Here is a 26,752-nt window from a genome sequence, read left to right on the forward strand (position 1 = left end):
GCCCGTCATGAACCAGCCGCTCGCGGGCTACGCCCCCGCACCCGTCACCGCCCGCATGGAGAACCACGGCAACCACATGCTGAAGGTGGCCCTCCAGACCGGAAACGACCTCCTCGCGCGCGTGGGCTCGATGGTCGCCTACGAGGGCTTCATCCAGTACGAGCCCAACCCGCCGGCCGTGCGCCAGATCGCGCGCGACTGGATGACCGGCGAGGGCGCGCCCCTGATGAAGTGCTCCGGCGACGGCCTGCTCTACCTCGCCGACTACGGCGCGAACGTCGTCGTGATCAACCTCAACGGCGACGGCATCTCCGTCAACGCCACCAACCTGCTCGCCTTCGACGCCCACCTCACCTGGGGTGTCGAGCGGGTCAAGGGGCTGGCGAAGTTCGCCGGGCAGGGCCTGTGGAACACCAAGATCTCCGGGCAGGGCTGGGTCGCGCTGACCTCCCGGGGCAAGCCGATCGTCGTCGACTGCGGCGGCGGTGAGAACGAGACCTACGTCGACCCGGACGCGCTCGTCGCCTGGTCCCCGAACCTCAAGGTCAAGGGCAAGCGCAGCTTCAAGGCGCAGTCGCTGCTCGGCCGGGGCAGCGGCGAGGCCTACCAGATGGCCTTCTCCGGTGAGGGCATCGTCGTCGTCCAGCCCAGCGAGGACAGCACCGACCGCCTTCGGGTCCGGGGCTGAGGGGGAGCCAGAGTCACATGCAGAGCCCGCTTTTCGCCCACAACGACCAGCAGACCCAGGAACGCTGGAGCCTCCAGAACAAGCAGATGCTCCGCGTCGCCCTGGAAGGCCACGACGACATCCTCGCCCGCAAGGGCACGATGGTCGCCTACCAGGGACTCGTCGAGTTCGACGCCGAGTTCCAGAGCAACAGCCAGTCACGCGCGCGTGCGCGCACCGGTGAGGGCCTGGACCTGATGCGCTGCCACGGGCAGGGCATCGTGTACCTCGCCAACCTCGCCCAGCACATCCATGTGGTCGAGGTCGACCACGAGGGACTGACCGTCGACAGCAGCTACGTCCTCGCCATGGACTCCGGGCTGCACCACGAGGTCATCGCCGTCGACAGCCTCTACGGCATCTCCGGCTCCGGGAAGTACCAGCTCAACATCACCGGCAGCGGACGGGTCGCCCTGATGACCTCGGGCGCGCCCCTGATGCTTCAGGTCACGCCCGACAAGTACGTCAACTGCGACGCCGACGCCATCGTCGCCTGGTCCACCGGGCTGCGGGTGCAGATGCAGGCGCAGACGCACTCCTCCGGGGTGTGGCGGCGACGCGGCAACACCGGCGAGGGCTGGGAGCTGAGCTTCATGGGCAGCGGCTTCGCACTCGTCCAGCCGAGTGAACTGCTCCCGCCGCAGGGTGCCCAGATCGGCTCCGGCCTCGCCGCTCAGTACGGCATGGGCCAGCAGGGGGCTCGGGCGCAGAACCAGGGCAATGCCTGGAGCTGACCGTCCGGAAAGCAGACGTAAGGGGCGACCGCCTACAGGGTCGCCCCTTACGCGTTCCCCCTCACAGGCGCGCCCGCGTCGCCTCCAGCAGACGCACGACCGACTCGTCCGCCACCTCCGCGACCGCTTCGTAGGGGAACCAGCGCAGGTCGAGGGACTCCTCGCTGATCGCCTGGGTGGAGCCGGGCGGGGCCACGGCCGCGTACTGGACGTCGAGATGCCAGTGGCAGGGGGCCGGGATCGGGTGGCGGTCCAGTCGGACCGGGCCGCCCAGCAGCGTCAGGCCGGGGATGCCGGACTCCTCGGTGGCCTCGCGCAGGGCGGCCGCCGCCAGGGAGACGTCCTGCGGCTCGCAGTGGCCGCCCATCTGGAGCCACATCCGCAGCTTCCTGTGCAGGGTCAGCAGCACCCGCCCCTGGTCGGGATCGATCACCAGGGCGCTCGCCGTGAGATGCCCGGCCTCGCAGGCCTTCCACATGCCGTCCGGGTGCGCCGCCAGGTGATCGAGGTAGATCTGGCGCAGCTCTGCTTGGCCCTCGTACGCCTTCAGTACGAGAACCGCGTCGTCGTGCAGGCTCACTCGGCGCTGCCGCCCTTGCCGCCGCCCTTGCCCTCGTCGGCGTCGTCGTCCTTGCTCGGACTCGGCCTCTCACCGGATCCCGCGCCGCCGCTCGCCGCCTCGCCGAGCATCTTGTCCCACTCGGAGAAGTCCATGTGCTCGCGGTGCACGAAGCCGTCCGGGTCGTCCAGGTCGGCGGCCGTCGGCAGCATGTCCGGGTGGGCCCACAGCGCGTCACGGCCGTCCACCCCGCGCGCGTCCGTCAGTGAGGCCCACAGCCGGGACGCGTCCCGCAGACGGCGCGGGCGCAGCTCGAGACCGATCAGGGTCGCGAAGGTCTGCTCCGCCGGACCGCCCGTGGCACGTCGGCGGCGCAGGGTTTCGCGCAGGGCGTCCGCGGACGACAGACGCGGCTTGGCGGCCGCGTGCACGACCGCGTCGACCCAGCCCTCCACGAGTGCCAGCGCCGTCTCCAGACGGGCCAGGGCGGCCTTCTGCTCCGGGGTGTCCTCCGGCTGGAACATGCCCTGCTGAAGGGCGTCCTGAAGCTGCTCGGGGTTCTGCGGGTCGAACTGGCCGACCACGTCCTCCAGCTTGGCCGTGTCCACCTTGATCCCGCGCGCGTAGCCGTCGACCGCGCCGAACAGGTGCGAGCGCAGCCACGGCACATGCGCGAAGAGGCGCTGGTGGGCGGCCTCGCGCAGGGCGAGGTAGAGCCGCACCTCCTCCTTGGGGACGCCCAGGTCCTTGCCGAACGACTCGATGTTCAGCGGGAGCAGCGCGGCCCTGCCTGCCGGGCCGAGCGGCAGGCCGATGTCGGTCGAACCGACGACCTCGCCCGCGAGCACCCCGACGGCCTGCCCGATCTGCGAGCCGAACATGGCGCCGCCCATCGAGCGCATCATGCCGATCAGCGGGCCTGCCATGGCCTGCATCTCCTCCGGCAGGACCTCGCCCATGGCCGCGCCGACACGCTCGGCGACCGGGTCGACCAGCTCCTTCCACGCGGGCAGGGTCGCCTCGACCCACTCCGCGCGCGACCACGCCACGGCCGTGCCGGCGCCGGACGGCAGGGACGTCGCGTCGTCCAGCCACAGGTCGGCCAGGCGGACGGCCTCCTGCACCGCGGTGCGGTCCGCGGGACCGATGCTCGCGTCCTTGACGCCGTCGGAGGTGCCCTGGGAGACCGTCTGGCGGGCGATCTGCTTGGCCATGTCCCAGTTCACCGGGCCACCCTCGTAGGAGAGCATCTGGCCCAGCTGCTGGAACGCGGCGCCCAGGTCGGTGGGGTTCAGCGAGCCGAACATGGCGGCGAGCGGATTGTCCGCGCCGGGGCCGCCGAAGCCTCCGGCGCCGGGCAGCCCGCCGAAGCCGAACGGGTTGGCCGGTCCCTGACCACCGCCGCTCTGCGGGTCCTTCTTCTTGCCCTCGTCGCCGTCGTCCGGCTCCTCCGGCGGAAGGCCGAATCCGAATGGGGTGTCACTCACGGGGTTCCTCGGCTGGTAAGGCCACCGGCTCTCGTCCGGTGGCGCGGCTGCCCTGCAACACCACCCAGCGTAGACACCTGGGCCCGATCGGGCCTCGGTGCTTCGCCGACTCGCGGCCTGCGGCAGGATGGATGCCACCTGGTACGAACGCGTCACTCGCGCCCGTATGGAAAACAACCGCTGGAGACACCTGGTGAGTTCCCCAGATCCGCAGGTTCGCGCAGCGCGAAACCCCTCAACCCCGGGCGGGCCGCGCGGCCCCGTCGTCGCCGTCACCGGCGCCGCGACCGGGGTGGGCGCGCTGCTGACCGAGCGGCTCGCCACGTCCGACGAGATCAAGCAGGTCATCGCCATCGACGAACGGCGGGGCGAGTGCGATGCGGCACAGTGGCACATCCTCGACGTCCGCGATCCGGCGATCGCCGAGAAATTGCGCGGCGCGGACGTTGTCGTCCATCTGGCGCTCGATCTCGACCTGGGGAGCGAAGCCGCCGCCCGAACGGCCTACAACGTGCGCGGGACCCAGACGGTCCTGACCGCCGCCGCGGCCGCCGGGGTGCACCGCGTGGTCCTGTGCACCTCCGCGATGGTCTACGGGGCGCTGCCGGACAACGAGCTGCCCCTGTCGGAGGACGCGGAGCTGAAGGCCACGGCGGAGGCGACCGGCGTGGGGGACCTGCTGGAGATCGAGCGGCTCGCGCGGCGCGCCCCGCGCGCGCATCCGGGGCTCAACGTCACCGTGGTGCGGCCGGCGGTACTGGTGGGCGGCACGGACACCGCGCTGACCCGCTACTTCGAGTCGCCCCGGCTGCTGGTCGTCGCCGGGTCGCGGCCGGTCTGGCAGTTCTGCCATGTCGAGGACCTGTGCGGGGCGCTGGAGTACGCCGTCCTGGAGAAGGTCGACGGGGAACTCGCCGTCGGCTGCGACGGGTGGCTGGAGCAGGAGGAGGTCGAGGAGCTGAGCGGGATCCGGCGGATGGAACTGCCGTCGGCGGTCGCGCTCGGCGCGGCGGCCCGGCTGCACCGGATCGGGCTCACGCCGTCCCCGGCGGGGGACCTGGCCTACACGATGTACCCGTGGGTGGTCAGCGGGAGCCGGCTGCATGACGCCGGGTGGCGGCCTCGGTGGACCAATGAGGAAGTGCTCGCGGAGTTGCTGGAGGAGGTCGCCGGACGGCACACCGTCGCCGGGCGGCGGCTGGGGCGGAAGGACGCGACGGCTGCGGGCGCCGCGGGGGCGACGGTGGCTCTGCTGGGCGCTGCCGCTGTGGTGCGCCGGGCCCGCAAGGCACGGCGGCGGTAGCGGGGCGTGGTGGGGGGCCCTCCTGGGGTCGCCCCGCCGCCCCTTCCCGTCCCTGGAGGCTGCGCGCCCCCGGACGGGCTGGGGTGTCCCCTGTAGGAGGCTCCAAGCCCGCACGCGTGCGTGCCGGGTGATCCCGGTCTTCCCGCTTGTCGTCGTGGTGCGGCACGATTGAGCCATGGCACCCAGTAACGATCACCCCGGTGAGCAGGCCGCGCAGGATCCCGTCAAGCTGATCGCGATCAGGGACAGCGCGCTGTCCCTGGACGAGGTCTTCCGGGCCGTGGGGGACGACGCGGCCGGCGGGACGGCCCTGTTCGTGGGGACCGTGCGCAATCACGACGGCGGCGCCGACGTGGACAACCTCGGCTACTCCAGTCATCCCAGTGCCGAGGCGGAGATGCGGCGGGTCGCGGAGAAGGTCGTCGCCGAGTACCCGGTGCGGGCGCTCGCGGCCGTGCACCGCGTGGGAGACCTGAGGGTCGGCGACCTGGCCGTCGTCGTCGCCGTGTCCTGTCCGCACCGCGGCGAGGCGTTCGAGGCGTGCCGCAAGCTGATCGACGACCTCAAGCACGAGGTGCCCATCTGGAAGCACCAGAAGTTCTCCGACGGCACCGAGGAATGGGTCGGGGCCTGCTGAACCCCACCTGTCCGGTTGCGTGACCGCACCCCTGGCCTGAGCGTTGTCAGTGCGGATGGTTAATCTGCTGATCAGTCAGGTGCGGTCGCACATGGGGTTGGGAGGTCGGTATGGGGGCGCTCGCCTGGTTGCTGATTCCGCTGGTGGCCGCGATCGGTGCCGGGCTGTGGGGCAGTTGGGCCGCCCGCACCCGCAAGGCCCGCGGCGACGGTCCCGAGCTGGACGGTTACGCCCGCTTCCGCGCGGCCATGGAGAGGTCCCACTCGGGCACCTGAGGGCGGTGACCCGGGCGGTGGCCCTGACGGTGCGCTGACAGAACCGTCCCGTACTGTCGAGTCATGCCACGCCGCACCGCGACGATGCTCGCCTCCACCCTGATGCTGATCGCGCTCCTGTGCGCGGGAGTGCTCATCCCCGTGCCGTACGCGGAGATGTCCCCGGGTCCGACGGTGAACACCCTCGGGGAGCACGGGGGCGAGCCGGTGCTCCAGATCACCGGGCGCAAGACCTACCCGGCCGACGGCCACCTCAACATGACGACCGTCCGGGTCACCAGCGCCGACTACCGGATGAACCTGGTCGAGGCCGTCTACGGCTGGCTCGCGCACGACAACAAGGTCGTACCGCACGACACGCTCTACCCGGACGGCAAGACCGAGGAGCAGTCCACCCAGGAGAACGCCGAGGAGTTCAGTCAGTCCCAGGAGAGCGCCAAGGTCGCCGCCCTGAAGGAACTGGACGTCCCGGTGCAGTCCTGGGTGATCGTCTCCACCGTCGTGAAGGGCTCGCCCGCCGAGGGCCGGCTGCACGCCGGAGACGTGATCAAGGACGTGGACGGTACGACGGTGAAGGACCCCTCCGACGTCGCCAAGCTGGTGACGAAGCACAAGCCCGGCGAGGACGTCGTCTTCACCATCGTGCCGGCGAAGGACCAGGCCGCCGCCGAGAAGGACAACAAGACGGCGACCAGGACGCAGAAGATCACGATCACCACCGCGGCCTCCGACGACACCGGCGAGAAGCGGGCCATCGTCGGGATCTCCGCAGGCACCGACCACACGTTCCCGTTCACCATCGACATCAAGCTCGCCGATGTCGGCGGCCCGAGCGCCGGCCTGATGTTCGCGCTCGGCATCTACGACAAGCTCACCCCGGGCAGTCTGACCGGCGGCAAGTTCGTCGCCGGCACCGGCACCATCGACGACGACGGCAAGGTCGGCCCGATCGGCGGCATCGAGATGAAGACCGTCGGCGCACGCGACAAGGGCGCCCAGTACTTCCTGACGCCCGCCGACAACTGCGCCTCCGCCGCCGAGGACACCCCCAGCGGGCTCACGCTCGTCAAGGTGAACACGATCGACGACGCCCTCGGCGCCCTGAAGGACATCCGCAGCGGCGACACCGCCGACCTGCCGAAGTGCACGGCCGGCCAGACCGCGAGGTGACGCGGCGAGGCTACTCCTCGAACGTCGCCGACAGGGCCTCCGCGAGGCCCGGGACCAGCTCCGAACCGGTGAGGACCTCCGTCGGGGAGTCCTTCTGGCGCAGCCGAAGGGCCGAGTCACGGGCGCCGTTCCGCAGGACCGCCACGGTCATCCGGACCTCCTGACGGTCCGGGTGCTCGGCCACCCACTGCGTCAGCTTCGCCTCGCTCAGCCCCTGCGGGACCTGGGCCTCGGCGGACGGGGGCAGCATCAGACGCTCCACGGTCAGCGCACAGCCGACCACCGCGTCGGGCCAGGCGATCGTGGCGAGGAACTCGTCGAGCGGCTTGTCCGTTGGCACTTCATCCTGCTCGATCGGGGTGAGACCGGTGGTCTCGGGCGCATCCGCCAGGCCGAGCTGGGCGGCGAGGCCGGGTTCCTGAGTCCGCAGACGCGCGGTGTCGACGAGGGCGAAAAGGCGGGCGGGCTGGTCCCAGCCGAGGCCGGAGGCGTACTCGTCGATCTCGAGTACGGCCCGGGTGAGCGGGCTCGCCGCCATGGGAGTGTTGGACATGGTCACAATCCTGCCTCGTTCAGGGCCGGAATCGGGAACCGAGTAAACGGTGAGTAAGTTGCATAGGTGTGGACCCGCGATCACGGGGGGCCACGGAGGGTCCACGAAGACGCGGACCTGACGGATCAACAGCGAACTTCGGGGTGCGAACCTTGGCTTTCCAGATGCCGGACCGCGGCGGAGGCCCGACCGGGCCACGGATCAGAGTGGGCCGCCCGTCCCGGCGTGTCCGCACTCTGCTCATGACACTGGGCGTGCTTGCCGTCCTGGGCATGGCGTTCACCATGTTCGCAGGGTTCTGGACGGACTGGCTCTGGTACCGGTCGGTGAACTACTCCTCGGTGTTCACGACCACCTTGTCGACCAAGATCGGCCTCTTCTTCGTCTTCGGTCTGCTCATGGCCCTCGCGGTCGGGTTCAACCTGTGGCTGGCCCACCGGCTGCGGCCGCCGCTGAGCGCCATGTCGATGGAGCAGCAGAGCCTCGACCGGTACCGCATGGGCATCGCGCCCTACAAGAAGTGGCTGCTGCTCGGGATCACCGCCCTCGTCGGGCTGATCGCCGGCGCCTCGGCGTCGGGGCAGTGGCGGACCTGGCTGATGTGGGTCAACGGCGTGTCCTTCGGACAGAAGGACCCGCAGTTCCACCTCGACGTGTCCTTCTACGCCTTCGACCTGCCCTGGTACCGGTTCCTGCTCGGCTTCGGCTTCGCCGCCACGATTCTCTCCCTGATCGCCGCCGCGCTCACCCACTACCTGTACGGCGGGCTGCGCGTCACCAGCCCCGGCGCGCGCGCCACGGCCGCGGCCACCGGACACCTGTCGGTGCTGCTCGGCATCTTCGTCGCGCTGAAGGCGGTCGCCTACTGGCTCGACCGGTACGGCCTGGCCGTGAAGTCCAGCGACTTCAAGGCCACCGACAACTGGACCGGCCTGCGCTACGTCGACGCCAACGCCTACCTGCCGGCCAAGACGATCCTGTTCTGCATCGCGGTCATCTGTGCCCTGCTGTTCTTCGCCACCCTGTGGCGGCGCACCTGGCAGCTGCCCGTCATCGGCTTCGGCCTGATGGTGCTCTCCGCGATCCTGATCGGCGGTCTGTACCCGGCGATCGTCCAGAAGTTCCAGGTCCAGCCGAACGAGCAGGCCAAGGAAGCGCCGTACGTCGAGAAGAACCTCAAGGCGACGCGTGAGGCCTACGGCATCGAGGGCGCCCAGGTCACCGACTACTCGGGGACGAGCAAGACCGAGGACAAGACGACGCTGCGCGACGACGTGGCGGCCGCGGCGAGCATCCGTGTCCTGGACCCGAACATCGTCTCGCCGACCTTCCAGCAGCTCCAGCAGATCCGGAAGTACTACGCCTTCCCGACCAACCTGGACGTGGACCGTTACAACGTGAACGGCCAGGACCAGGACACGGTCATCGGTCTGCGCGAGCTGAACCTCGCGGGCGTGGACAAGCAGAACTGGATCAACAACCACTTCCGCTACACCCACGGCTACGGCGTGGTCGCCGCCAAGGGCACCACCGCCGACACCGACGGTCGCCCTGCCTTCACCGAGTCCAACCTGCCGTCGGAGGGCGTGCTCGGGAAGTACGAGCAGCGGATCTACTACGGCGAGAAGACGACCACGTACTCGATCGTCGGCGGTCCCCAGAAGGAGATCGACTACTCCGACGACCAGGGCGAGAAGACCACCAGCTACACCGGCAAGAGCGGGGTCAACCTCTCCAACCCGGTCAACCGGGCCGCCTACGCGGTGGCGTTCGGCGAACCGCAGATCATGTACTCCGGCGCGATCGGCGAGGGTTCGAGGATCCTCTACAACCGCACGCCCAAGGATCGCGTCGAGGCGGTAGCCCCGTGGCTGACCATCGACGGCGACGCCTACCCGGCGGTCGTGGGCGACAAGGTCCAGTGGATCGTCGACGCGTACACGACCACCAACGGCTATCCGTACGCCTCGCGTACGACCCTCGGCGACACGACGGCCGACTCGCTGACCGCCACCAACAACAACCGTGCGGTGGTGGCCCAGCAGAACCAGGTCAACTACATCCGCAACTCGGTGAAGGCGACCGTCGACGCGTACACCGGCGAGGTCAAGCTCTACCAGTGGGACACCCAGGACCCGGTCCTGAAGACCTGGATGAAGGCCTTCCCCGGCACGGTGGAGAAGAAGTCGGAGATCTCCGGCGACCTGATGGCCCATCTCCGGTACCCGCAGGACCTGTTCAAGGTGCAGCGCGAGCTGCTCACCCGCTACCACGTGAAGGACGCGACGACGTTCCTCAGCGGCAGCGAGGTGTGGCAGGTGCCGAACGACCCGACCAACCAGTCGAACGACGCGGTGCCGCCGTACTACCTGAGCATGAAGATGCCCGACCAGAAGGCGCAGGCGTTCTCGCTGACGACGACGTTCACGCCCAACGGCCGTGACAACCTCAGCGCGTTCATGTCGGTCGACTCCGAGGCCGGCACGTCCGGCTACGGCAAGATCAGAGTTCTGAAGCTGCCGACCAGCACAACCGTCGACGGACCCAAACAGGTGCAGAGCCAGTTCAACTCCGAACAGGACATCGCCGAGTCCATCAGATTGCTGAAGGGCGGCGACTCGGAGGTCGAGTACGGCAACCTGCTGACGGTGCCGCTCGACGGAGGGCTGCTCTACGTGGAGCCGGTCTACGTCCGCGGTGGCGGACTCAAGTACCCGCTGCTGCGCAAGGTGTTGGTGTCCTACGGCGGCATCACCGCCTTCGAGGACTCCCTCGACGAGGCCCTCAACAAGGTCTTCGGCGCGGAGGGTGCGACACCGAAGCCACCCGCGGACGACGGTGACACCACCACCCCGCCACCGGCGACCGGCAACGCGACCGTCCAGGAAGCGTTGAAGGACGCCCAGGAGGCCTTCACGGCGGGCCAGGAGGCCCTCAAGAAGCCCGACTGGGAGGCGTACGCCAAGGCGCAGGCGGAGCTGGAGGCCGCGCTGAAGCGGGCCGAGGACGCGCAGGCCGCGGCGGACAAGAACGGCGGGAGCAGCCCGAGCCCGAGCAGTTCGCCGAGCGCGAGCGCCAAGCCGGGGACCACCGCCAGTCCCAAGCCGAGTCCGAGCGGCAGTCCCAGCGGCTGATCAAGAGCCACCCCGCGTCGTGGTACGGTTGTGGAACACGACGCGGGGTGGAGCAGCTCGGTAGCTCGCTGGGCTCATAACCCAGAGGTCGCAGGTTCAAATCCTGTCCCCGCTACTCCAGGCGAAGGCCCGGATCCTGAAAAGGATCCGGGCCTTCGTGGTGTGCGAACGCATGTGCCCGGATCGGGATCGTCGTGCCGCCGTGGGGAGTTGGGGCATCTGTGTTTGACTTGTCTCTCTGTGGGCATGTCGACAAAACGCTGAAGTGACCTTACGGGCTGCGGTATACCAGGTGTACCCGGGTTGCAGGTGGTGCGACGATGGACGTTATGGGGGACAAGGCAACTCTGTTCGAGACAGGGCGATTTGTGCAGCCTTCCGGTACGGAAGCGACCCCGGAAGAGACTCCGTACGAGACCGCGTACGAGACCGCGGAGGAGACTCCGGGCATGGGCCGGGACGAGAGCCGGGACGAGACGGGGGAGGCGGTCGAGGAAGCGCGCCGACGGCTCGCCGCCGAGTCCGGCGACGTCGAGGCGATGAGCGTCCTCGGGGCCCTGTTGCTGCGCCGCGGCGATCTCGACGCGGCCGAACCCCATCTGCGCGCCGCCACCACGGCGGGCGACCGTGCCGCCGCCAACAACCTGGGCGTCCTCCTCCACCAGCGCGGCTACCCCGACGAGGCCGCCGGCTGGTGGCGGGTCGCCGCCGTCGCCGGCTCCGCGCCCGCCGCCCACGCGCTGGGCCGTCACCACCGCGAGCGCGGCGACGAACCCGCCGCCGAGTACTGGCTGCGCCAGGCCGCCGAACAGGGACACGTCCTGGGCGCCTACGCCCTCGCCGACCTGCTGGAGCACCGGGGGGACCACCCGGGCGCCGAGCGGTGGATGCGGGCCGCCGCCGAACGCGGGCACCGGGAGGCGGCGTACCGGCTGGCGCGGGCACTCGACCGCAGGGAGCCGCTCTTCGGCGACCGGCAGAGGAACGCCGCGGACAACGGTGTCGCGGTGCCGGCGGAGGCCGAGCAGTGGTACCGGCAGGCCGCCGCGCGCGGGCACCGGCGGGCCGCACTGCACCTCGGGGCCATCCTGGAGCGGCGCGGCGAGCTGAAGGAGGCCGGGCGCTGGTACCTGACGTCCGCCAAGGACGGCGAGCCCCGGGCCGCCTGCGCGCTCGGTTTCCTGCTGCGCGACGCCGGCGACACCGAGAACGCCGCCGTGTGGTGGCTGCGCGCCGCCCAGGACGGCGACGGCAACGCGGCGAACGCGCTGGGCGCTCTCTACGCCGAGCGCAACCAGACCCAGACCGCCGAGCGCTGGTACCGGGCGGCCATGGACGCCGGGGACGACAACGGCGCCTACAACCTCGCCCTGCTCTGCGCCGAGCAGGGCCGCACAGCACAGGCCGAGCAGTGGTACCGGCGCGCCGCGTACGCCGGGCACCGCGAGGCGGCCAACGCGCTGGCCGTCCTGCTGCTCCAGGTCGGGGACGCGGCCGGGGCCGAGCCCTGGTTCTCCAAGGCCGCGGAGGCGGGCAGCGTCGACGCCGCCTTCAACCTCGGGATCCTGTTCGCGGGCCGTCGCGAGGACGCGGTCGCGCTGCGCTGGTACGAGCGGGCGGCGGCGGCCGGACACACCGAGGCGGCGCTCCAGGTCGGCATCGCCCGGCTCCGGGAGGGCGACGAGCAGGCCGCCGAACGGCATCTGCGGTGCGCCGCGGGCGGGGGCAGCGCGGAGGCGGCGTACCGGCTGGCCGCCGTGCTCGACGCCCGTCGGCCGCCCCAGCCGGCGCACGAGCTGGGTGAGACCGTGCACGAGAAGACCGAATGCGAGGAGTGGTACGAGCGCGCGGCGACCCAGGGGCACCGGCGGGCGCAGGTGCGGGTCGGGATGCTGGCCGCCGCGCGCGGTGATGTGGTGCAGGCGGCGCGGTGGTACCGCACGGCCGCGGAGGCCGGGTCGCGCAACGGCGCCTTCAACCTCGGGCTGCTGCTCGCGCGGGAGGGCAGCGAGCCCGAGGCGGCCGTGTGGTGGACGCGCGCGGCCGACGCGGGGCACGGGCGGGCGGCGTTGCGGCTGGCCCTTGTCTACGCGCGTCGTGGAGAGCTGGCGGAAGGGCAGCGCTGGGCGGACCGGGCGGTGTCGCTCGGGCCGGGCGAGGTGGCGGAGCGGGCTGCGCGGTTGCGGGACGCTCTGCGGGAGGAACTGTCGGCGTGAGCCTGGCCGGCGGCTGTGCGGTTGACGGGGTGGCCTTCACCTTGGTTGAGGGTTGACGCCGGTGCCCGTATGGGTATCGCCCCCGCCGCCCCTCCCTTGCCGTCTCTGGGGGCTGCCGCCCTCAGACCCCGGCTGTCGGCCTGAACGGCCTGGTCCTCCAACTCCTCCGGAGGGGCTGGGGAGGCCTGACCTGCGATGACTGGGGGCGGCTATTGATTTGCTTCTTTCCGCCCCCGTGACGTAATGTTGCATTCAACGGCGCGGGGTGGAGCAGCTCGGTAGCTCGCTGGGCTCATAACCCAGAGGTCGCAGGTTCAAATCCTGTCCCCGCTACTGAAGGTCGAGGGTCGGAATCCGAAAGGGTTCCGACCCTCGACTCATTTCCAGGCAGGTACAAGAGCCCAAGACCCCAGGCAGTACGAAGCCCCGGCGTCCAGGACGGACGCCGGGGCTTCGGTGTTGCGTGGGTTACGCCGCCGCGCAGTTCGGGCAGACGCCGCGGTACGTCACTTCGACGCCCGAGACCGTGAAGCCGAAGCGCTCCGTGTCCGGAAGGTCGGCCAGCGGGTTGCCGCCCGGGTGGACGTCGCGGATCGCGCCGCACTGGGCGCAGACCAGGTGGTGGTGCGGCCGGTGCGCGTTCGGGTCGTACCGCTTGGCGCGCTTGTCGGTGGCGACCTCGAGCACCTCGCCGAGGGAGACCAGCTCACCGAGCGTGTTGTAGACGGTCGCCCGGGAGATCTCGGGCAGCTTGGCGACGGCCCGCGCATGGACCTCGTCGGCCGTCAGATGGACGTGTTCGCCGTCGAGCACCTCGGCCACGACGCGCCTCTGCGCGGTCATCCGCCATCCGCGTCCGCGCAGCCGTTCCAGAAGGTCACTCATGAGCACCAGCCTAACAGCAGAGGGGGTCGAGTCCCGAACAGGTGTGACTTTGGAGCCTCACTTGACTTAGACAATGTCCATTGTAGGATCGAGACTGGTTTTAGCCAAGAGACAGGAATGGTCGGGAATGACCCAGGAGGCGTACGTGTCGCAGGGACCGCTCACTACGGAGGCCGGCGCGCCGGTGGCCGACAACCAGAACAGCGAGACCGCGGGCATCGGCGGCCCTGTTCTCGTCCAGGACCAGCTGCTTCTGGAGAAGCTGGCGCACTTCAACCGTGAGCGCATCCCGGAGCGGGTCGTGCACGCCCGCGGCGCCGGCGCCTACGGCACGTTCACGGTGACCGCCGATGTCACGCCGTACACCCGGGCGGCGTTCCTCTCCACGGTCGGCAAGCAGACGGAGACGTTTCTGCGGTTCTCGACCGTGGCGGGCAACCTCGGTGCCGCGGACGCCGTCCGTGACCCGCGTGGCTTCGCGCTGAAGTTCTACACCGAGGAGGGCAACTACGACCTCGTCGGCAACAACACTCCGGTGTTCTTCATCAAGGACGCCATCAAGTTCCCCGACTTCATCCACACCCAGAAGCGCGACCCGTACACGGGCTCGCAGGAGGCGGACAACGTCTGGGACTTCTGGGGGCTCAGCCCCGAGAGCACCCACCAGGTGACCTGGCTGTTCGGCGACCGCGGCATCCCGGCGAGCTACCGCCACATGGACGGCTTCGGCTCGCACACCTACCAGTGGAACAACGAGGCCGGCGAGGCCTTCTGGGTCAAGTACCACTTCAAGACCGACCAGGGCATCAAGAACCTCACCCAGGCCGAGGCCAACCGGCTCGCCGGTGAGGACCCCGACTCCCACCAGCGGGACCTGCGCGAGGCCATCGAGCGCGGTGAGTACCCGACCTGGACCGTGGGCGTGCAGATCATGCCGGTGTCGGACGCGGCGACGTACCGCTTCAACCCGTTCGACCTCACCAAGGTGTGGCCGCACGCGGACTACCCGGTGATCGAGTTCGGCAGGCTGGAGCTCAACCGCAACCCGGAGAACGTCTTCGCCGAGGTCGAGCAGTCGATCTTCTCCCCGGCGCACTTCGTGCCCGGCATCGGCCCCTCGCCCGACAAGATGCTCCAGGGCCGCCTCTTCGCCTACGGCGACGCCCACCGGTACCGCGTCGGCATCAACGCCGACCACCTGCCGGTGAACCGCCCGCACGCCACGGCGGCGCGCACCCAGGCGCGGGACGGCTTCCTGTACGACGGCCGCCACGGCGGGGCGAAGAACTACGAGCCGAACAGCTTCGGCGGACCCTTCCAGACCGACCGTCCGCTGTGGTCCGCCACCGCCGTGACCGGCGGCACGGGCAACCACCCGGCGCCCGTCCACGCCGAGGACGACGACTTCGTGCAGGCGGGCAACCTCTACCGGCTGATGTCGGAGGACGAGAAGGACCGCCTGATCGGCAACCTGGCGGGCTTCATCGCCAAGGTCTCCCGCGACGACATCGTCGAGCGGGCGATCGACAACTTCCGTCGGGCCGACGGAGACTACGGCAAGCGGCTGGAGGCCGCGGTCCAAGCCCTGCGCGGCTGATATTCCAGCACTGGACCGCTTGTCGTGAGCGGACGGGCCGGATTCCCCCTCGGGGAGTCCGGCCCGTCCGCGCTCACAGGGCGGGCGCGGGCTGCCGTAGAGGTGCCCAGCAGCGGATGATGTCGCGGACGGAGACGATGCCGGCGGCCTCCTCGCGGTCCAGGACGACGAGATGCCGGAAACCGCCGTGCGCCATGGCCGCGGCCGCCTCCTCCAGGGTCCAGGTCGGGGCGGCGAAGACCACGTCGTTGGTGGTGTGGGCGTGGGTGCGTTCCGTGTCCGGGTCCTGGCCCAGCGCCACGGAGTTGAGGATGTCCCGCTCGGTGAGGATGCCGATGCCGCCGGCGTCCGGGTCGAGGACCAGGGCCGCGCCGACACGGCGTGCGGACATCAGGGCGGCGGCCTGCCGGAGGGTGTGTGCGGGGCCGATGGTGAGGACCACCGTGCTCATGGCGTCGCGGACGAGCATGGGCTGAGCACCTCCTACGAATCCGTTAGTTCAAGGATTCACAAATGCACAAGTGGGGGGTGCCGTCAGCGTGGCAGGTAAAGCGGGGGTCAACAAGAGGGCGCGCGCGTCCAATTGAGGGCGCGCGCGCTCATTTGTATCGGTCAGTTGCGCTCGTTGAGATAGCCCAGCAGCTCGTCGTGGAGCAGGCCGTTCGACGCGGCCGCGTTACCGCTGTGCGGGCCGGGGCGGCCGTCCAGACCCGTGAAGGTGCCGCCGGCCTCCGTCACGACGATCGCGGTGGCCGCCATGTCCCAGAGCGACAGCTCGGGTTCGGCGCAGAGGTCGACCGAGCCCTCGGCGACCATCATGTACGGCCAGAAATCGCCGTACGCGCGCGTGCGCCACACCTCGCGGGTCAGGTCCAGGAAGCCGTTCAGCCTGCCCTGCTCCTCCCAGCCGCCGATCGAGGAGTACGCGAAGGAGGCGTCCGAGAGCGTCGAGACCTTCGAGACGTGCATGCGGCTGGCCGAGGTCAGGCTGCGGCCCGTGTAGGCGCCGTGCCCCTTCGCGGCCCACCAGCGGCGGCCCAGCGCCGGCGCGGACACGACACCGACGACGGGCTGGTAGCCGCCCTCGGCGGCCTCCATCAGCGAGATCAGGGTGGCCCAGACCGGGACACCGCGTACGTAGTTCTTCGTGCCGTCGATCGGGTCGATCACCCAGCGGCGGGGACCGGTCCCCTCGATGCCGTACTCCTCGCCCAGGATCGCGTCACGGGGGCGGGCCCGCTGGAGCTGGCCGCGGATCAGCTCCTCGGCGGCCTTGTCCGCCTCGCTCACCGGAGTCATGTCCGGTTTGGTCTCGACCTTGAGGTCGAGGGCCTTGAAGCGGGCCATGGTCGCGGCGTCGGCGGCGTCCGCGAGGACGTGCGCGAGGCGGAGGTCGTCGTGGTAGTCCGGCATGGGACGAACCGTATCCGCCGTGGTGGGGGTGGGGCTACAGGGGGCCTGGCGGGGCGGGGTGCGCACCTGTGAGGGCCGCGTGCGGGATGTGTGCGGTGGGAACGGGTCTTCGCGGACCCTTGACAGTGCGTGCGGGCGCGTCAAACCTGGGCGCCAGAGCCGCTCGTCCCAGGGAGGCGATGATGCCCGCGCGGGAATCCCTACTGGACGCCGCCTTCGCGGCACTCGCGCGTCGGCCGTGGGCCGCCGTGCGGATGGTGGACGTCGCCGCGGCGGCCGGGGTGTCCCGGCAGACCCTCTACAACGAGTTCGGGAGCAAGGACGGGCTGGCGCGGGCGCTCGTCCGGCGGGAGGCCGACGGGTATCTCGCCGGAGTCGAGCGGGTGTTGGGGGCGCAGGGGGATGGGCGGGAGCGGTTGGCCGCGGTGGCGGAGTGGGTGGTGTCCGCGGCTCGGGGGAACGCGGTGGTGCGGGCGTTGGTCACGGGGTGCTGGAGTTCTTGGTTGCCGTCGGTGAGCTTGGCCGCGGTGCCGTCGTCCTCGGCTGTGCCGGCGCAGCGGCGGGCGGACGGGGCGTTGCCCTCGCCGGGGGAGCTGGTGGCGGTGGTGCGGGATCGGGCTGTGGCCGCGGCTGTGGTGGGTGGGGGTGCGGCTGGCGGCGAGGTCGGTTGGGTGTGCGAGTTGGTGGTGCGGCTGGCGTTGTCCTGTGTGGTGGCGCCGCCGGGGGAGGGGAGTGGGGGCGCGGTGGGGGAATTGGTGCGGGGGACCTTGCGTCGGCTGGGGGTGGTCTGAGGTGTGTTCTCGCCCCCGCCGCCCCTTCCCGTCCCGAACCTGGGGCTGCGCCCCCAGAACCCGCTTCGGCCCTGAACGGGCCTCGTCCTCGAGCGCCGGACGGGCTGGTGGAGCCGGCCGGTGCTGACGGGCTTGCGCCCGGTGGGATGGGGTGGGGGTGCGGGACGGGGCAGGTTTCCCGCCTCAGCGACTCGAGTGCCGGGTCGGTCGGATCGGGGCGGTCCGCTGGAGGCTAGTGCGCCGAGCCCGACAGCTGGAGGCCGATCACTCCGATGATGACCAGGCTGATCGAGATGATCTTCAGGACCGAGACCAGGTCGCCGAGGAAGATCATTCCGTAGATCGCGGTGCCGGCCGCGCCGATGCCGGTCCAGACCGCGTAGGCCGGGCCGACGTCGAGCTTCTTGAGAGCGAGGGTCAGCAGGCCGAAGCTGCCGAGGGCGAACACGCAGAACGCGATCGTCGGCCACAGCCTGGTGAAACCGTGTGACAGCTTGAGGCAGACGGCGAAGCCGGTCTCGAGCATTCCCGCGACGATGACCAGCAGCCACGCCATGTGCTGTCCTCCCGTGTAAGCGGCTCGGTGCGATTATGCACTTACCGAACCCCGGCGCACCCAAACACGCGAAGGTCAGTCGCCTTCCGTGCGCTCTCTCGTCGACAGCAGACGTCGTAGCGAGTACAGCCGCGCCGGGTCCGCGTGTCCCTCGGCCACCCACGCGTCCAGCGCGCAGTCCGGCTCGTCGTGGCTGCACGCGCGCGGGCAGCCCTCCGTGCCCGGCACCAGGTCGGGGAAGGCGAGGATCACCCGGGACGGGTCGATGTGGGCCAGCCCGAAGGAACGGAGGCCCGGTGTGTCGATGACCCAGTCGTCCGTGCCGTTCAGGGGCAGGGCGAGGGCCGAGGTCGTGGTGTGGCGGCCGCGGCCCGTCACCGCGTTGACATGGCCCGTCACCCGGCGCCGTTCCTCCGGGACCAGCGCGTTCACCAGCGTGGTCTTGCCGACGCCCGAGTGGCCGACGAACGCCGTGATCCGCCCGGTCAGCTGCTCGCGCACGACCTCCGCCGCGTCGCCGCCGGCCAGCTCCTCGCGGTTGGTGACGACGTACGGGATGTCGAGGTGGCCGTACAGCTCCAGCAGCTTGTCCGGGGACGCCAGGTCCGACTTGGTCATGACCAGCAGGGGCGTCAGGCCGCCGTCGAACGCCGCGACCAGGCAGCGGTCGATCAGCCGCGGGCGCGGCTCGGGGTCGGCCAGGGCGGTCACGATGGCCAGTTGGTCGGCGTTGGCGACCACCACCCGCTCGAAGGGGTCGTCGTCGTCCGCGGTACGGCGCAGCACCGAGGTGCGTTCCGCGATGCGGACGATGCGCGCGAGGGTGTCCTTCTCGCCCGACAGGTCCCCGACCAGGGCGACCCGGTCGCCGACCACCGCGGCCTTGCGGCCCAGTTCGCGGGCCTTCATCGCCATCACGATGCGGCCGTCGACGAGGCAGGTGAGGCGGCCGCGGTCGACCGTGAGGACCATGCCCTCGGCCGCGTCCTCGTGCTTGGGCCGGATGTGCGTACGCGGCCGGTTGCCCTTGCGGTTCGGGCGGCTGCGGATGTCGTCCTCGTCGGTGTGCTTGCCGTAGCGGCGCATGGCGAAAGTCCCTATACCCCGGACGTCCCGAGCATTCCGGTCCACAGTTCGGGGAAGTCCGGCAGCGTCTTCGCCGTCGTCGCCACGTTCTCGATCTGTACGCCCTCCACGGCCAGGCCGATGATCGCGCCGGCCGTGGCCATGCGGTGGTCGTCGTAGGTGTGGAAGATCCCGTCGTGCAGCCGGCGCGGGCGGATGTGCAGGCCGTCGGCGGTCTCGGTGACGTCGCCGCCCAGCTCGTTGATCTCCTTGGTGAGGGCGGCCAGGCGGTCCGTCTCGTGCAGCCGCAGGTGCGACACCCCCCGCAGGGTGGAGGGCGAGTCGGCGAGGGCGGCGACCGCCGCGATGCCCGGGGTCAGCTCGCCCACGTCGCTCAGGTCGACGTCGATGCCGTGGATCGCGCCCGACCCGGTGAAGACGAGGCCGTACTCGGTCAGTTCGCAGGAACCGCCCATCTCGGTGAAGATCTCCCGCAGCCGGTCCCCCGGTTGGGTGGTCCGGGCCGGCCAGTCGGGGACGACGACCCGGCCGCCGGTGACCAGCGCCGCCGCCAGGAACGGCTGCGCGTTGGACAGGTCCGGCTCGACGGTCAGGTCCCGGCCGAGCAGCGCGCCCGGCGTGACCCGCCAGACGTTCGGCTCGCCGCCCGACTCCGGGGTGTCCACCTGGGCGCCCACCGCGCGCAGCATGTCCACCGTCATCCGGATGTGCGGCAGGGAGGGCAGCGTGGCGCCGGTGTGACGGACCTCGACGCCCTGGTTGAAGCGCGGGCCCGACAGCAGCAGGGCGCTCACGAACTGCGACGAGGACGAGGCGTCGACCTCGACCGGCCCGCCGTCCAGCGCGCCGCCGCCGTGCACCGTCAGCGGCAGCGAGCCCCGCCCGTCGTCGTCGATGCGGGCACCGAGCGAACGCAGAGCGTCGATGACTCCGGTCAGGGGACGCTCGTACGAACGCGGGTCGCCGTCGAAGCGGACGGGACCGTCGGCGAGGGCGGCGACCGGCGGCAGGAAGCGCATCACCGTGCCCGCGTTGCCGACGTCGACGGTGGCCGGGCCGCGGAGCCCCGCGGGGAGCACGCGCCAGGCCTCGCCGGTCCCGTCGGGCCCCACGCCCTCCTCGATGCCCACACCCATCTCGCGCAGGGCGCCCGCCATGAGCAAGGTGTCGCGGGAGCGGAGGGGGCGGCGCAGCCAGCCGGGCTCGGAGGCCAGGGCGGCCAGGACGAGAGCGCGGTTCGTGACCGACTTGGACCCCGGCACGTGGACCGTCGCGTCGACGGCCTCGCTCGCGTGCGGGGCGGGCCAAAGGGCGGTGTGGGCGGGGTTCGGGGCCATGGGCCCACTGTATAAGCCAGGGCATGGCCGGGGTGGTCCGGCGTGGGGGCCGGCCGGGGGTCCGCGGGGCCCCGGCGGGCCGGGGCCGCGGTCCTTTCAGAGCCCCAGCAGCCAGCGCCCGCCGCCCAGCAGTGCGCACAGGCTCACCGCGTGGAACAGGAACAGCCACAGGCCCGCCGGGACGTGGGTCAGGCGGGACAGCTGGTCCGCGTCCGAGTCGCCGGCGCCGCCGCGGGAGCGCTTCGCCTGGAGTTCGAAGGCCGGGCGGACTCCGCCGAGCAGCAGGAACCACACCACCGCGTACGCGAACGCCGCCTGCACCTGGGGACCGGCCAGCCAGGACACCAGCAGGAAGGCGCCGCCGGTGAGGACCACCGTCAGCACCCCGTACGCGTTGCGGATCATCACCAGCATCGCGACCAGCAGTACGGTCGCCAGCCACAGCAGCAGCGTGATGCGGCCGACGCCGAGCAGTGCGGCGCCGCCCAGGCCCAGCAGTGGGGGAGCGGTGTAGCCGGAGGCCGCGGTGAGGATCATGCCGAGGCCGTGCGGCTTGCCCCGGCTGAGGGTCAGGCCGCTGGTGTCGGAGTGCAGGCGTATGCCGGTCAGCTGACGGCCGGTGAGGAGGGCGACCAGCCCGTGGCCGCCCTCGTGGGCGATGGTGATGGCGTTGCGGGAGAGGCGCCAGAGGGTGTGCGGGACGACCACGGCGAGCGCGGCGGCCATGGTGGCGATCACCACCCACACATCGGGGTCGGGCTGGGTGCCGACGAGCCGGTCCCAGAGGTCGGGCAGCGCGGTGGCGGCGGTGCTGTCCATGGTTTCCGGTGGCTCCCTCTTGTCCTAAGGAATCTGGCAGTGTGGCACGTATGTGCGGACGGTATGCGGCGAGTCGCCAGCCCGAGGATCTCGCAGGAGTCTTTGAGATCGAGAAGTGGGAGCCCGAGGAGGCCCTCGAACCCGACTACAACGTGGCCCCCACCAAGGAGGTCCACGTGGTCCTGGACCGTCCCCTGAAGGACGTGCCGGACCCGCGCCCGGTTCGCCAGCTGCGCAAACTCAGATGGGGTCTGGTCCCGTCCTGGTCGAAGACCCCGGAGGGCGCCGCCCGGATGATCAACGCGCGTGCGGAGACCGTCCACGAGAAGCCGTCGTTCCGCCGCGCCTTCGCCACCCGCCGCTGCGTCATCCCCGCCGACGGCTACTACGAGTGGGTCACCGGACAGCAGGAGCGCGATCTGGAGGTCGAGGGGAGGAAGAAGCGGCCCCGCAAGCAGCCCTACTTCGTGCTCCCGGCCGACGGCTCGGTGTTCGCGATGGCCGGGCTGTACGAGTTCTGGCGCGACCGCACGCTGCCGGACGACCATCCGCGGGCCTGGTGGGCGACCTGCTCGGTGGTCACCACCGACGCGGAGACGAGCCCGCTGGCCGAGGCGCCCGCCGAGGGTCCGCGCACGCTGTACGACATCCACCCCCGGATGCCCCTGATGCTCACCCGCGACCGCTGGGACGCCTGGCTGGACCCGTCCCGCACGGACGTCGAGGACCTGCGTTCCCTGCTCGCCCCGCCGCCGCCCGGCCTGATGCGCGCGTACCCCGTGTCCACGGCCGTGAGCAACGTCCGCAACAACGGCCCGGAGCTGCTGAAGGAGCTGGAGGGGCCCGAGGAGGGCACACTCTTCTGACGTGACCGACGGGACGAACGTGACAGACGTGACCAGCGAGACCATCGACACCGACGCCGGGCCCGCCCGCATCACCTGGCACCGGGCGAAGCGCCCCAGGCTGGTCCTCGCCGTGAGCCACGGTGCCGGCGGCGGCATCGAGGCGCGGGATCTGCGCGCGCTGGCCGACGCGCTCCCCGGACAGGGCGTCAGCGTCGCCCTCGTCGAGCAGCCCTGGCGGGTCGCCGGGAAGAAGGTGGCGCCCGCGCCGAAGACGCTCGACGTCGGCTGGCGCGGGATCTGGCCCGCCGTCGCGAAGGCCGGCCTCCCGGTGATCTCCGGCGGGCGCAGCGCGGGCGCCCGCGTGGCCTGCCGTACCGCCGCCGAACTCGGCGCCCACGCCGTCCTCGCGCTCAGCTTCCCGCTCCACCCGCCCGGCAGGCCCGAGAAGTCCCGCGCCGCGGAGCTGCTGGGCGCCGGGGTGCCCACGCTCGTCGTCCAGGGCGGCAACGACCCCTTCGGGAAGCCCGCGGAGTTCCCCGACGGGCCTTACGACCTCGTCGAGGTGCCCTACGGCGATCACGGGTTCGCCGTGCCCAAGCGGGCCCCGGTCACCCAGGGCCAGGCCCTGGAGACGATCACCGCGGCGGTCCTCCCGTGGGCCGTGTCACTCGGGTGAACAGCGGGGAATGTTGCGGGGCGCACGGCTGTTGAGCCGGGCAGAAGTGCTGAACAAGCAGCACCGATGTCGTGGGAGAGGAAGTCCGGCGCATGGGTTCGACCATCTGCCCCAGCCGCACCGACCTGGACTGGACGGTGCTGCACGCGGCCAAGACCGCTCCTATTCGAGCGGCGGGTGGGACGGGTAGTCGTCTATCCTCCGATTCGAGTGGGACCGCTCTCGGTCCTGCCCGCAATCTTGAGGAGGTGGGTCCGGTCACCGGTACCGACGCAGGGACCGACAACGGCCAGGCGGAGCTGCCCGAGGGCCAGGGCACGGACGTGGGGACGGCAGTGGAGTCCAGCACGGAGCGCAGCGCGCGCTTCGAGCGGGACGCGCTCGAGTTCCTCGACCAGATGTACTCGGCCGCGCTGCGCATGACGCGCAACCCGGCGGACGCCGAGGACCTGGTGCAGGAGACCTACGCCAAGGCGTACGCGTCCTTCCACCAGTTCCGCGAGGGCACCAATCTCAAGGCCTGGCTGTACCGGATCCTGACCAACACCTTCATCAACTCGTACCGCAAGAAGCAGCGCGAACCCCAGCGCAGCGCGGCCGAGGAGATCGAGGACTGGCAGCTGGCGCGTGCCGAGTCGCACATGTCCACGGGTCTGCGCTCCGCCGAGTCGCAGGCACTGGACCATCTGCCCGACTCGGACGTGAAGGCGGCGCTTCAGGCGATCCCCGAGGAGTTCCGCATCGCCGTCTATCTCGCTGACGTAGAGGGCTTTGCGTACAAGGAGATCGCGGACATCATGGGGACACCGATCGGTACGGTGATGTCCCGGCTGCACCGGGGCCGCCGTCAACTGCGCGGCATGCTCGAGGACTACGCCCGTGAGCGCGGACTGGTCCCGGCCGGCGCCGGAGAGTCGAACGAAGCGAAAGGCTCTGGGTCATGAGCTGTGGAGAGCCGCACGAGACGGACTGCGGTGAGGTCCTCGACCATCTCTACGAGTTTCTCGACAGTGAGATGCCGGACATGGACCGCGACAAGTTCAAGCAGCACTTCAACGAGTGCTCGCCGTGCCTGGAGAAGTACGGGCTGGAAGAGGCCGTCAAGAAGCTGGTCAAGCGCTGCTGCGGCCATGACGACGTGCCGACCGACCTGCGCTCGAAGGTCATGGGCCGGATCGAGCTGATCCGCTCCGGCCAGGCCGTGCCCGAGCACGATGTGTCGGTCACCCCTCAGGAGTCCTGAGCCCACGCAGGCCCCGGGTCTTCCCAGGACGCACCGACGTCACCCGAATGTGCTAATCCGCGGGTGATACGCCCGCGTCGCCACCCCCCGCCACCCTAGGCTCCGGAGCCTGGACGAGGCGTGGCCGGGGGGAGGGCGACATGGACGGCATTCCGGTACGGGCGCGGGTGTACGTCGTCTGTGCCGCCCTCGGCGCACTGTGCTGCCTGCTCCCACTGCCGACGGACCGCACGCCCTGGTGGCCGGTCCTGCTGCTAGCCGCGCTGTACGCGGGCGGTGAGCGCGTCGGCCGCCGCCGGTTCGCCGGCACCCTCTACCCCGTCCTGCTGGCCGGGGCTTTTCTGTTTCCGGCTGCGGCCGCCGCGCTCGTGCCGCTGCCGGGCGCGCTGCTGTCCCCGGTGGAGCACCGCCCCTTCCCGCTGCGACGCGTCTGGCGGGCCGCCCGGCTGGCGCTCGGTGTGTGGGCCACGTCCCGCACGCACCAGGCGCTGGGCGGCCGGGACGCCGTGGGGGCGTCCGACGGCCCCGCCCTCCTCCTGCCGGCCGCGGCCGCCGTTCTGGTCCTCTGCCTGGTGCTCGCCGTCCTGGACAGCGGGATCCTCGCGCTGGCAGAGGGGCTGCCGCCGCGGCGCGCCTGGCACGGGCTGTTCCTGCGCTCCCTGGCACCCGTAGGGGTGCACGGGCTCGCCGGGCTGATGATGGCCGTCCTGTGGCACAGCCCTTACGGGCCGGTCGCCGCGCTGCTCGTGCTGTTCCCGATGGGCGTGTCCTGGTGGGTGTTCGCCCAGTACCACCGGGAGCGCGCCGCCCACCAGGCGACGATCCGCGCGCTGGTGCAGGCCGTGGACATCAAGGACGGCTACACCCGCGGGCACAGCGAACGCGTCGGCCAGGCCTCCATGCTGATCGCCCGTGAGCTGGGCATGGACGAGGGCCGGGTCGAGGTGATCCGCTTCGCCGGGATCCTGCACGACGTCGGCAAGCTCGGCGTGCCCACCCGGCTGCTCCGCAAGAACGGCCCGCTGACGCCCGAGGAACGGCGCGTGATCGAGCTGCACCCCGAGTACGGGCACGAGATCACCCGGGGGATCTCCTTCCTCGGCGAGGCCCGCTCGGCGATCCTCCACCACCACGAGCGGCTGGACGGCAGCGGTTACCCCTACGGGCTGGTGGGCAGCCAGATCCCGGAACCCGCGCGAGTGGTGGCGGTCGCCGACGCCTTCGACGCGATGACCTCGACCCGCTCCTACAGCCGGGCCCGTCCCGTGCCGGCGGCACTCGAGGAACTCCGGCGGTGCGCGGGGGCCCACTTCGACCCCCGTATGGTCACCGCGCTGACCCGTGTGATCGCCCGGGACGGCTGGCACCCGATCGTCACCGCCGACGAACCCGGCCTGCCGGCGCAGTCCCCGGTCCCCGTTCCCGACCGGCCGGGGGCCCGGCGGTGAGCGGCCGGGGGCGGGCGACGCGGGCAGGCGGGCTCCTGGGCGCCCTGCACGCCGTCGCCGGGATCCTCGCCGTCGCGTCGCTGCTCGTCGTCTTCCGCTCGGGGCTGGCGGAGCGGTCCGTCGCGCTCGCCTTCGGGGTGCTCGTGGCCGTCGGTGAACTGACCCGGTGGAGCGGGCCGGGACTGCGCGAGGCCGCGCCGCTCGGTTCCGCCGCCTCGCTGTCGTACGCGCTGCTCGGGGAGCACGCCGGGCACGCCACGCACCACGGGGTCGCCCAGGTCGTCTCCGTCGTGATGGCCGCCTCGCTGCTCGGCAGCGTGCCGCATCTCGCGCGCGGGCAGGGACCCGTCCTGGACCACCTGGTCCGGCGCGTGCTGGCCGTCGGGTTCGCCGCCGTCTGCTTCCAGCCCCTCTACAACCACGGGGTGTTCGCCCGCTGGACCGGCCCCGCCTACGCGCTGCTGCTGCTCGCGCTGCTCGTCCTCACCGCCCTGTGCGACGCCGTCGTGGCCGCCGCGCTCGCGCACTCCCGCACCGGCTGGCCGTTCGCCCCGCTGCTCCGCGACGAGCTGCGGTCCGTACCGGGGATCGGGTCGGCGGTGGCCGCGACGGGCGCGGTGATGGCGCTGGCGGTGGCCGTCGTCGGCCTGTGGGCCCTGCCGGTGTTCTCGGTGCCGCTGCTGCTCACCCAGCTGTCCCTGCGCCGGTACGCCGCCGTCCGCGCCACCTACCGGCAGACCATCGCCTCCCTCGCCCGCGCCACCGAGATCGCCGGCTACACCCCGGCCGGGCACGCCCGCCGGGTCGCCGCGCTCAGCCAGGCGGTCGGCCGGGACCTCGGCCTCACGGAGCCGGAGCTGACCGTGCTGGAGTACGCGGCCCTGATGCACGACATCGGGCAGCTCAGCCTCGTCGACCCGGTGCCGGCCGGGGCCACGGCCGGGCTGCCGCAGGCCGAGCAGCGGCGCATCGCCCTGCTGGGCGGGGCCGTCGTCCGCCAGACCGGGGCGAGCGCGCAGGTCGCCGCGGTGGTGGAGCGCCAGGCCGACCCCTACCCGGAGCAGCCGACGGCGGCGCGGATCGTGCGGGTGGTCAACGCCTACGAGGAGAAAGTGCGCGACGCCGGCCCCGGTGGGCCGCTCACGGCGCTGGAGGAACTGAGGCTGGGCACGGGCGGCGAGTACGCCCCCGAAGTGGTGGAAGCCCTGGCCAGGGTGCTGTCGCGGGACTGTCTGACCCTGCCCGCGGGTGGGTAACC

At 71.3% G+C, this 26,752-nt stretch carries 26 protein-coding genes and 2 tRNA genes; 18 read left to right on the forward strand and 10 right to left on the reverse strand.

What is annotated here, in order from left to right; all coding sequences use genetic code 11:
• The first annotated feature begins 7 nt into the window (after window positions 1-7).
• Complete coding sequence (locus ACFWJX_RS35090; RefSeq protein WP_383250373.1) at window positions 8-688, forward strand: AIM24 family protein; 681 nt, start codon at window positions 8-10, stop codon at window positions 686-688.
• Between the two features lie 17 nt (window positions 689-705).
• A complete protein-coding gene (locus ACFWJX_RS35095) occupies window positions 706-1,461 on the forward strand; it encodes an AIM24 family protein (RefSeq protein ID WP_383250374.1) in 756 nt (251 codons plus the stop codon).
• A 61-nt stretch (window positions 1,462-1,522) separates the two neighbouring features.
• Here ACFWJX_RS35095 and ACFWJX_RS35100 read toward each other — a convergent pair whose 3' ends face one another.
• Window positions 1,523-2,041 (reverse strand): NUDIX hydrolase, encoded by a 519-nt coding sequence (locus tag ACFWJX_RS35100; RefSeq protein ID WP_383250375.1) that lies wholly within the window; start codon window positions 2,039-2,041, stop codon window positions 1,523-1,525.
• Window positions 2,038-3,507: a zinc-dependent metalloprotease gene (locus ACFWJX_RS35105; RefSeq protein WP_383250376.1), complete on the reverse strand. Its 1,470-nt coding sequence runs from the start codon at window positions 3,505-3,507 to the stop codon at window positions 2,038-2,040. The genes ACFWJX_RS35100 and ACFWJX_RS35105 overlap by 4 nt, the downstream gene beginning before the upstream one ends.
• 193 nt (window positions 3,508-3,700) lie before the next feature.
• Between ACFWJX_RS35105 and ACFWJX_RS35110 the strand changes: the two genes are divergently transcribed.
• The 4 genes from ACFWJX_RS35110 to ACFWJX_RS35125 all read left to right on the forward strand — a co-directional run bounded on the left by ACFWJX_RS35110 (window position 3,701) and on the right by ACFWJX_RS35125 (window position 6,892).
• The gene (locus tag ACFWJX_RS35110; RefSeq protein WP_383250377.1) at window positions 3,701-4,810 is read left to right on the forward strand and encodes an SDR family oxidoreductase; all 1,110 of its coding nucleotides are present in this window, start codon (window positions 3,701-3,703) and stop codon (window positions 4,808-4,810) included.
• Window positions 4,811-4,985: 175 nt separating this feature from the next.
• Window positions 4,986-5,447 (forward strand): molybdenum cofactor biosynthesis protein MoaE, encoded by a 462-nt coding sequence (locus tag ACFWJX_RS35115; RefSeq protein ID WP_383250378.1) that lies wholly within the window; start codon window positions 4,986-4,988, stop codon window positions 5,445-5,447.
• 110 nt (window positions 5,448-5,557) lie between these two features.
• The gene (locus ACFWJX_RS35120; protein WP_383250379.1) at window positions 5,558-5,722 is read left to right on the forward strand and encodes a hypothetical protein; all 165 of its coding nucleotides are present in this window, start codon (window positions 5,558-5,560) and stop codon (window positions 5,720-5,722) included.
• Between the two features lie 63 nt (window positions 5,723-5,785).
• On the forward strand, window positions 5,786-6,892 hold the full coding sequence (locus ACFWJX_RS35125) for a PDZ domain-containing protein (protein WP_383250380.1): 1,107 nt from the start codon (window positions 5,786-5,788) through the stop codon (window positions 6,890-6,892).
• Between the two features lie 10 nt (window positions 6,893-6,902).
• Here ACFWJX_RS35125 and ACFWJX_RS35130 read toward each other — a convergent pair whose 3' ends face one another.
• Window positions 6,903-7,445: a PPA1309 family protein gene (locus tag ACFWJX_RS35130; protein ID WP_383250381.1), complete on the reverse strand. Its 543-nt coding sequence runs from the start codon at window positions 7,443-7,445 to the stop codon at window positions 6,903-6,905.
• Window positions 7,446-7,609: 164 nt separating this feature from the next.
• On the opposite strand from ACFWJX_RS35130, the gene ACFWJX_RS35135 reads away from it, so the two are divergent.
• From ACFWJX_RS35135 to ACFWJX_RS35150, 4 genes are all read left to right on the forward strand, one after another.
• A complete protein-coding gene (locus ACFWJX_RS35135) occupies window positions 7,610-10,579 on the forward strand; it encodes a UPF0182 family protein (protein ID WP_383250444.1) in 2,970 nt (989 codons plus the stop codon).
• A gap of 41 nt (window positions 10,580-10,620) precedes the next feature.
• A tRNA-Met gene (locus ACFWJX_RS35140) sits at window positions 10,621-10,694 on the forward strand.
• Between the two features lie 205 nt (window positions 10,695-10,899).
• The gene (locus tag ACFWJX_RS35145; RefSeq protein ID WP_383250382.1) at window positions 10,900-12,795 is read left to right on the forward strand and encodes a tetratricopeptide repeat protein; all 1,896 of its coding nucleotides are present in this window, start codon (window positions 10,900-10,902) and stop codon (window positions 12,793-12,795) included.
• Window positions 12,796-13,054: 259 nt separating this feature from the next.
• Window positions 13,055-13,128, forward strand: a tRNA-Met gene (locus ACFWJX_RS35150).
• A 135-nt stretch (window positions 13,129-13,263) separates the two neighbouring features.
• On the opposite strand, the gene ACFWJX_RS35155 is transcribed toward ACFWJX_RS35150, so the two are convergent.
• Window positions 13,264-13,680, reverse strand: coding sequence for a Fur family transcriptional regulator (locus tag ACFWJX_RS35155; RefSeq protein WP_383250383.1), 417 nt, complete (start codon window positions 13,678-13,680; stop codon window positions 13,264-13,266).
• A gap of 145 nt (window positions 13,681-13,825) precedes the next feature.
• Between ACFWJX_RS35155 and ACFWJX_RS35160 the strand changes: the two genes are divergently transcribed.
• On the forward strand, window positions 13,826-15,277 hold the full coding sequence (locus ACFWJX_RS35160; protein ID WP_383250445.1) for a catalase: 1,452 nt from the start codon (window positions 13,826-13,828) through the stop codon (window positions 15,275-15,277).
• 73 nt (window positions 15,278-15,350) lie between these two features.
• On the opposite strand, the gene ACFWJX_RS35165 is transcribed toward ACFWJX_RS35160, so the two are convergent.
• A complete protein-coding gene (locus tag ACFWJX_RS35165; protein WP_383250384.1) occupies window positions 15,351-15,746 on the reverse strand; it encodes a cyclic nucleotide-binding/CBS domain-containing protein in 396 nt (131 codons plus the stop codon).
• Window positions 15,747-15,889: 143 nt separating this feature from the next.
• Window positions 15,890-16,690, reverse strand: coding sequence for a histidinol-phosphatase (gene hisN / locus ACFWJX_RS35170; protein ID WP_383250385.1), 801 nt, complete (start codon window positions 16,688-16,690; stop codon window positions 15,890-15,892).
• Window positions 16,691-16,869: 179 nt separating this feature from the next.
• On the opposite strand from hisN, the gene ACFWJX_RS35175 reads away from it, so the two are divergent.
• Complete coding sequence (locus ACFWJX_RS35175; RefSeq protein WP_383250386.1) at window positions 16,870-17,481, forward strand: TetR/AcrR family transcriptional regulator; 612 nt, start codon at window positions 16,870-16,872, stop codon at window positions 17,479-17,481.
• A 232-nt stretch (window positions 17,482-17,713) separates the two neighbouring features.
• On the opposite strand, the gene ACFWJX_RS35180 is transcribed toward ACFWJX_RS35175, so the two are convergent.
• The 4 genes from ACFWJX_RS35180 to ACFWJX_RS35195 form a co-directional block, all read right to left on the reverse strand.
• A complete protein-coding gene (locus tag ACFWJX_RS35180; RefSeq protein WP_383250387.1) occupies window positions 17,714-18,037 on the reverse strand; it encodes a DMT family transporter in 324 nt (107 codons plus the stop codon).
• A gap of 75 nt (window positions 18,038-18,112) precedes the next feature.
• On the reverse strand, window positions 18,113-19,123 hold the full coding sequence (gene rsgA, locus ACFWJX_RS35185) for a ribosome small subunit-dependent GTPase A (protein WP_383250388.1): 1,011 nt from the start codon (window positions 19,121-19,123) through the stop codon (window positions 18,113-18,115).
• Window positions 19,124-19,134: 11 nt separating this feature from the next.
• Window positions 19,135-20,460: a 3-phosphoshikimate 1-carboxyvinyltransferase gene (gene aroA, locus ACFWJX_RS35190; RefSeq protein ID WP_383250389.1), complete on the reverse strand. Its 1,326-nt coding sequence runs from the start codon at window positions 20,458-20,460 to the stop codon at window positions 19,135-19,137.
• A 96-nt stretch (window positions 20,461-20,556) separates the two neighbouring features.
• On the reverse strand, window positions 20,557-21,279 hold the full coding sequence (locus ACFWJX_RS35195; RefSeq protein ID WP_383250390.1) for a M50 family metallopeptidase: 723 nt from the start codon (window positions 21,277-21,279) through the stop codon (window positions 20,557-20,559).
• Between the two features lie 50 nt (window positions 21,280-21,329).
• Between ACFWJX_RS35195 and ACFWJX_RS35200 the strand changes: the two genes are divergently transcribed.
• The 6 genes from ACFWJX_RS35200 (at window position 21,330) to ACFWJX_RS35225 (ending at window position 26,750) form a co-directional block, all read left to right on the forward strand.
• Window positions 21,330-22,145, forward strand: coding sequence for an SOS response-associated peptidase (locus tag ACFWJX_RS35200; protein WP_383250391.1), 816 nt, complete (start codon window positions 21,330-21,332; stop codon window positions 22,143-22,145).
• A 1-nt stretch (window position 22,146) separates the two neighbouring features.
• On the forward strand, window positions 22,147-22,803 hold the full coding sequence (locus ACFWJX_RS35205; RefSeq protein WP_383250392.1) for an alpha/beta family hydrolase: 657 nt from the start codon (window positions 22,147-22,149) through the stop codon (window positions 22,801-22,803).
• A gap of 248 nt (window positions 22,804-23,051) precedes the next feature.
• The gene (locus ACFWJX_RS35210) at window positions 23,052-23,747 is read left to right on the forward strand and encodes a sigma-70 family RNA polymerase sigma factor (RefSeq protein WP_383250393.1); all 696 of its coding nucleotides are present in this window, start codon (window positions 23,052-23,054) and stop codon (window positions 23,745-23,747) included.
• On the forward strand, window positions 23,744-24,046 hold the full coding sequence (gene rsrA / locus ACFWJX_RS35215) for a mycothiol system anti-sigma-R factor (protein WP_073491330.1): 303 nt from the start codon (window positions 23,744-23,746) through the stop codon (window positions 24,044-24,046). The genes ACFWJX_RS35210 and rsrA overlap by 4 nt, the downstream gene beginning before the upstream one ends.
• A gap of 140 nt (window positions 24,047-24,186) precedes the next feature.
• Window positions 24,187-25,494 carry an HD-GYP domain-containing protein gene (locus ACFWJX_RS35220; protein WP_383250394.1) on the forward strand — a complete coding sequence of 436 codons (1,308 nt, stop codon included), beginning with the start codon at window positions 24,187-24,189 and terminating at the stop codon, window positions 25,492-25,494.
• Window positions 25,491-26,750 carry an HD-GYP domain-containing protein gene (locus ACFWJX_RS35225; RefSeq protein ID WP_383250395.1) on the forward strand — a complete coding sequence of 420 codons (1,260 nt, stop codon included), beginning with the start codon at window positions 25,491-25,493 and terminating at the stop codon, window positions 26,748-26,750. Before ACFWJX_RS35220 ends, ACFWJX_RS35225 begins: the two co-directional genes overlap by 4 nt.
• The last annotated feature ends 2 nt before the right edge of the window (window positions 26,751-26,752 follow it).

The sequence above is a fragment of the Streptomyces sp. NPDC058335 genome, assembly GCF_042723915.1.
Taxonomy (GTDB): Bacteria; Actinomycetota; Actinomycetes; order Streptomycetales; family Streptomycetaceae; genus Streptomyces.

Coding starts and splice junctions, on each gene's coding strand:
- ACFWJX_RS35090 (WP_383250373.1), top strand. CDS start 8: ATGAACCAGCCGCTCGCGGGCTACGCCCCCGCACCCGTCACCGCCCGC.
- ACFWJX_RS35095 (WP_383250374.1), top strand. CDS start 706: ATGCAGAGCCCGCTTTTCGCCCACAACGACCAGCAGACCCAGGAACGC.
- ACFWJX_RS35115 (WP_383250378.1), top strand. CDS start 4,986: ATGGCACCCAGTAACGATCACCCCGGTGAGCAGGCCGCGCAGGATCCC.
- ACFWJX_RS35120 (WP_383250379.1), top strand. CDS start 5,558: ATGGGGGCGCTCGCCTGGTTGCTGATTCCGCTGGTGGCCGCGATCGGT.
- ACFWJX_RS35125 (WP_383250380.1), top strand. CDS start 5,786: ATGCCACGCCGCACCGCGACGATGCTCGCCTCCACCCTGATGCTGATC.
- ACFWJX_RS35130 (WP_383250381.1), bottom strand. CDS start 7,445: ATGTCCAACACTCCCATGGCGGCGAGCCCGCTCACCCGGGCCGTACTC.
- ACFWJX_RS35135 (WP_383250444.1), top strand. CDS start 7,610: ATGCCGGACCGCGGCGGAGGCCCGACCGGGCCACGGATCAGAGTGGGC.
- ACFWJX_RS35145 (WP_383250382.1), top strand. CDS start 10,900: ATGGACGTTATGGGGGACAAGGCAACTCTGTTCGAGACAGGGCGATTT.
- ACFWJX_RS35155 (WP_383250383.1), bottom strand. CDS start 13,680: ATGAGTGACCTTCTGGAACGGCTGCGCGGACGCGGATGGCGGATGACC.
- ACFWJX_RS35165 (WP_383250384.1), bottom strand. CDS start 15,746: ATGCTCGTCCGCGACGCCATGAGCACGGTGGTCCTCACCATCGGCCCC.
- hisN (WP_383250385.1), bottom strand. CDS start 16,690: ATGCCGGACTACCACGACGACCTCCGCCTCGCGCACGTCCTCGCGGAC.
- ACFWJX_RS35175 (WP_383250386.1), top strand. CDS start 16,870: ATGATGCCCGCGCGGGAATCCCTACTGGACGCCGCCTTCGCGGCACTC.
- ACFWJX_RS35180 (WP_383250387.1), bottom strand. CDS start 18,037: ATGGCGTGGCTGCTGGTCATCGTCGCGGGAATGCTCGAGACCGGCTTC.
- rsgA (WP_383250388.1), bottom strand. CDS start 19,123: ATGCGCCGCTACGGCAAGCACACCGACGAGGACGACATCCGCAGCCGC.
- aroA (WP_383250389.1), bottom strand. CDS start 20,460: ATGGCCCCGAACCCCGCCCACACCGCCCTTTGGCCCGCCCCGCACGCG.
- ACFWJX_RS35195 (WP_383250390.1), bottom strand. CDS start 21,279: ATGGACAGCACCGCCGCCACCGCGCTGCCCGACCTCTGGGACCGGCTC.
- ACFWJX_RS35200 (WP_383250391.1), top strand. CDS start 21,330: ATGTGCGGACGGTATGCGGCGAGTCGCCAGCCCGAGGATCTCGCAGGA.
- rsrA (WP_073491330.1), top strand. CDS start 23,744: ATGAGCTGTGGAGAGCCGCACGAGACGGACTGCGGTGAGGTCCTCGAC.
- ACFWJX_RS35220 (WP_383250394.1), top strand. CDS start 24,187: ATGGACGGCATTCCGGTACGGGCGCGGGTGTACGTCGTCTGTGCCGCC.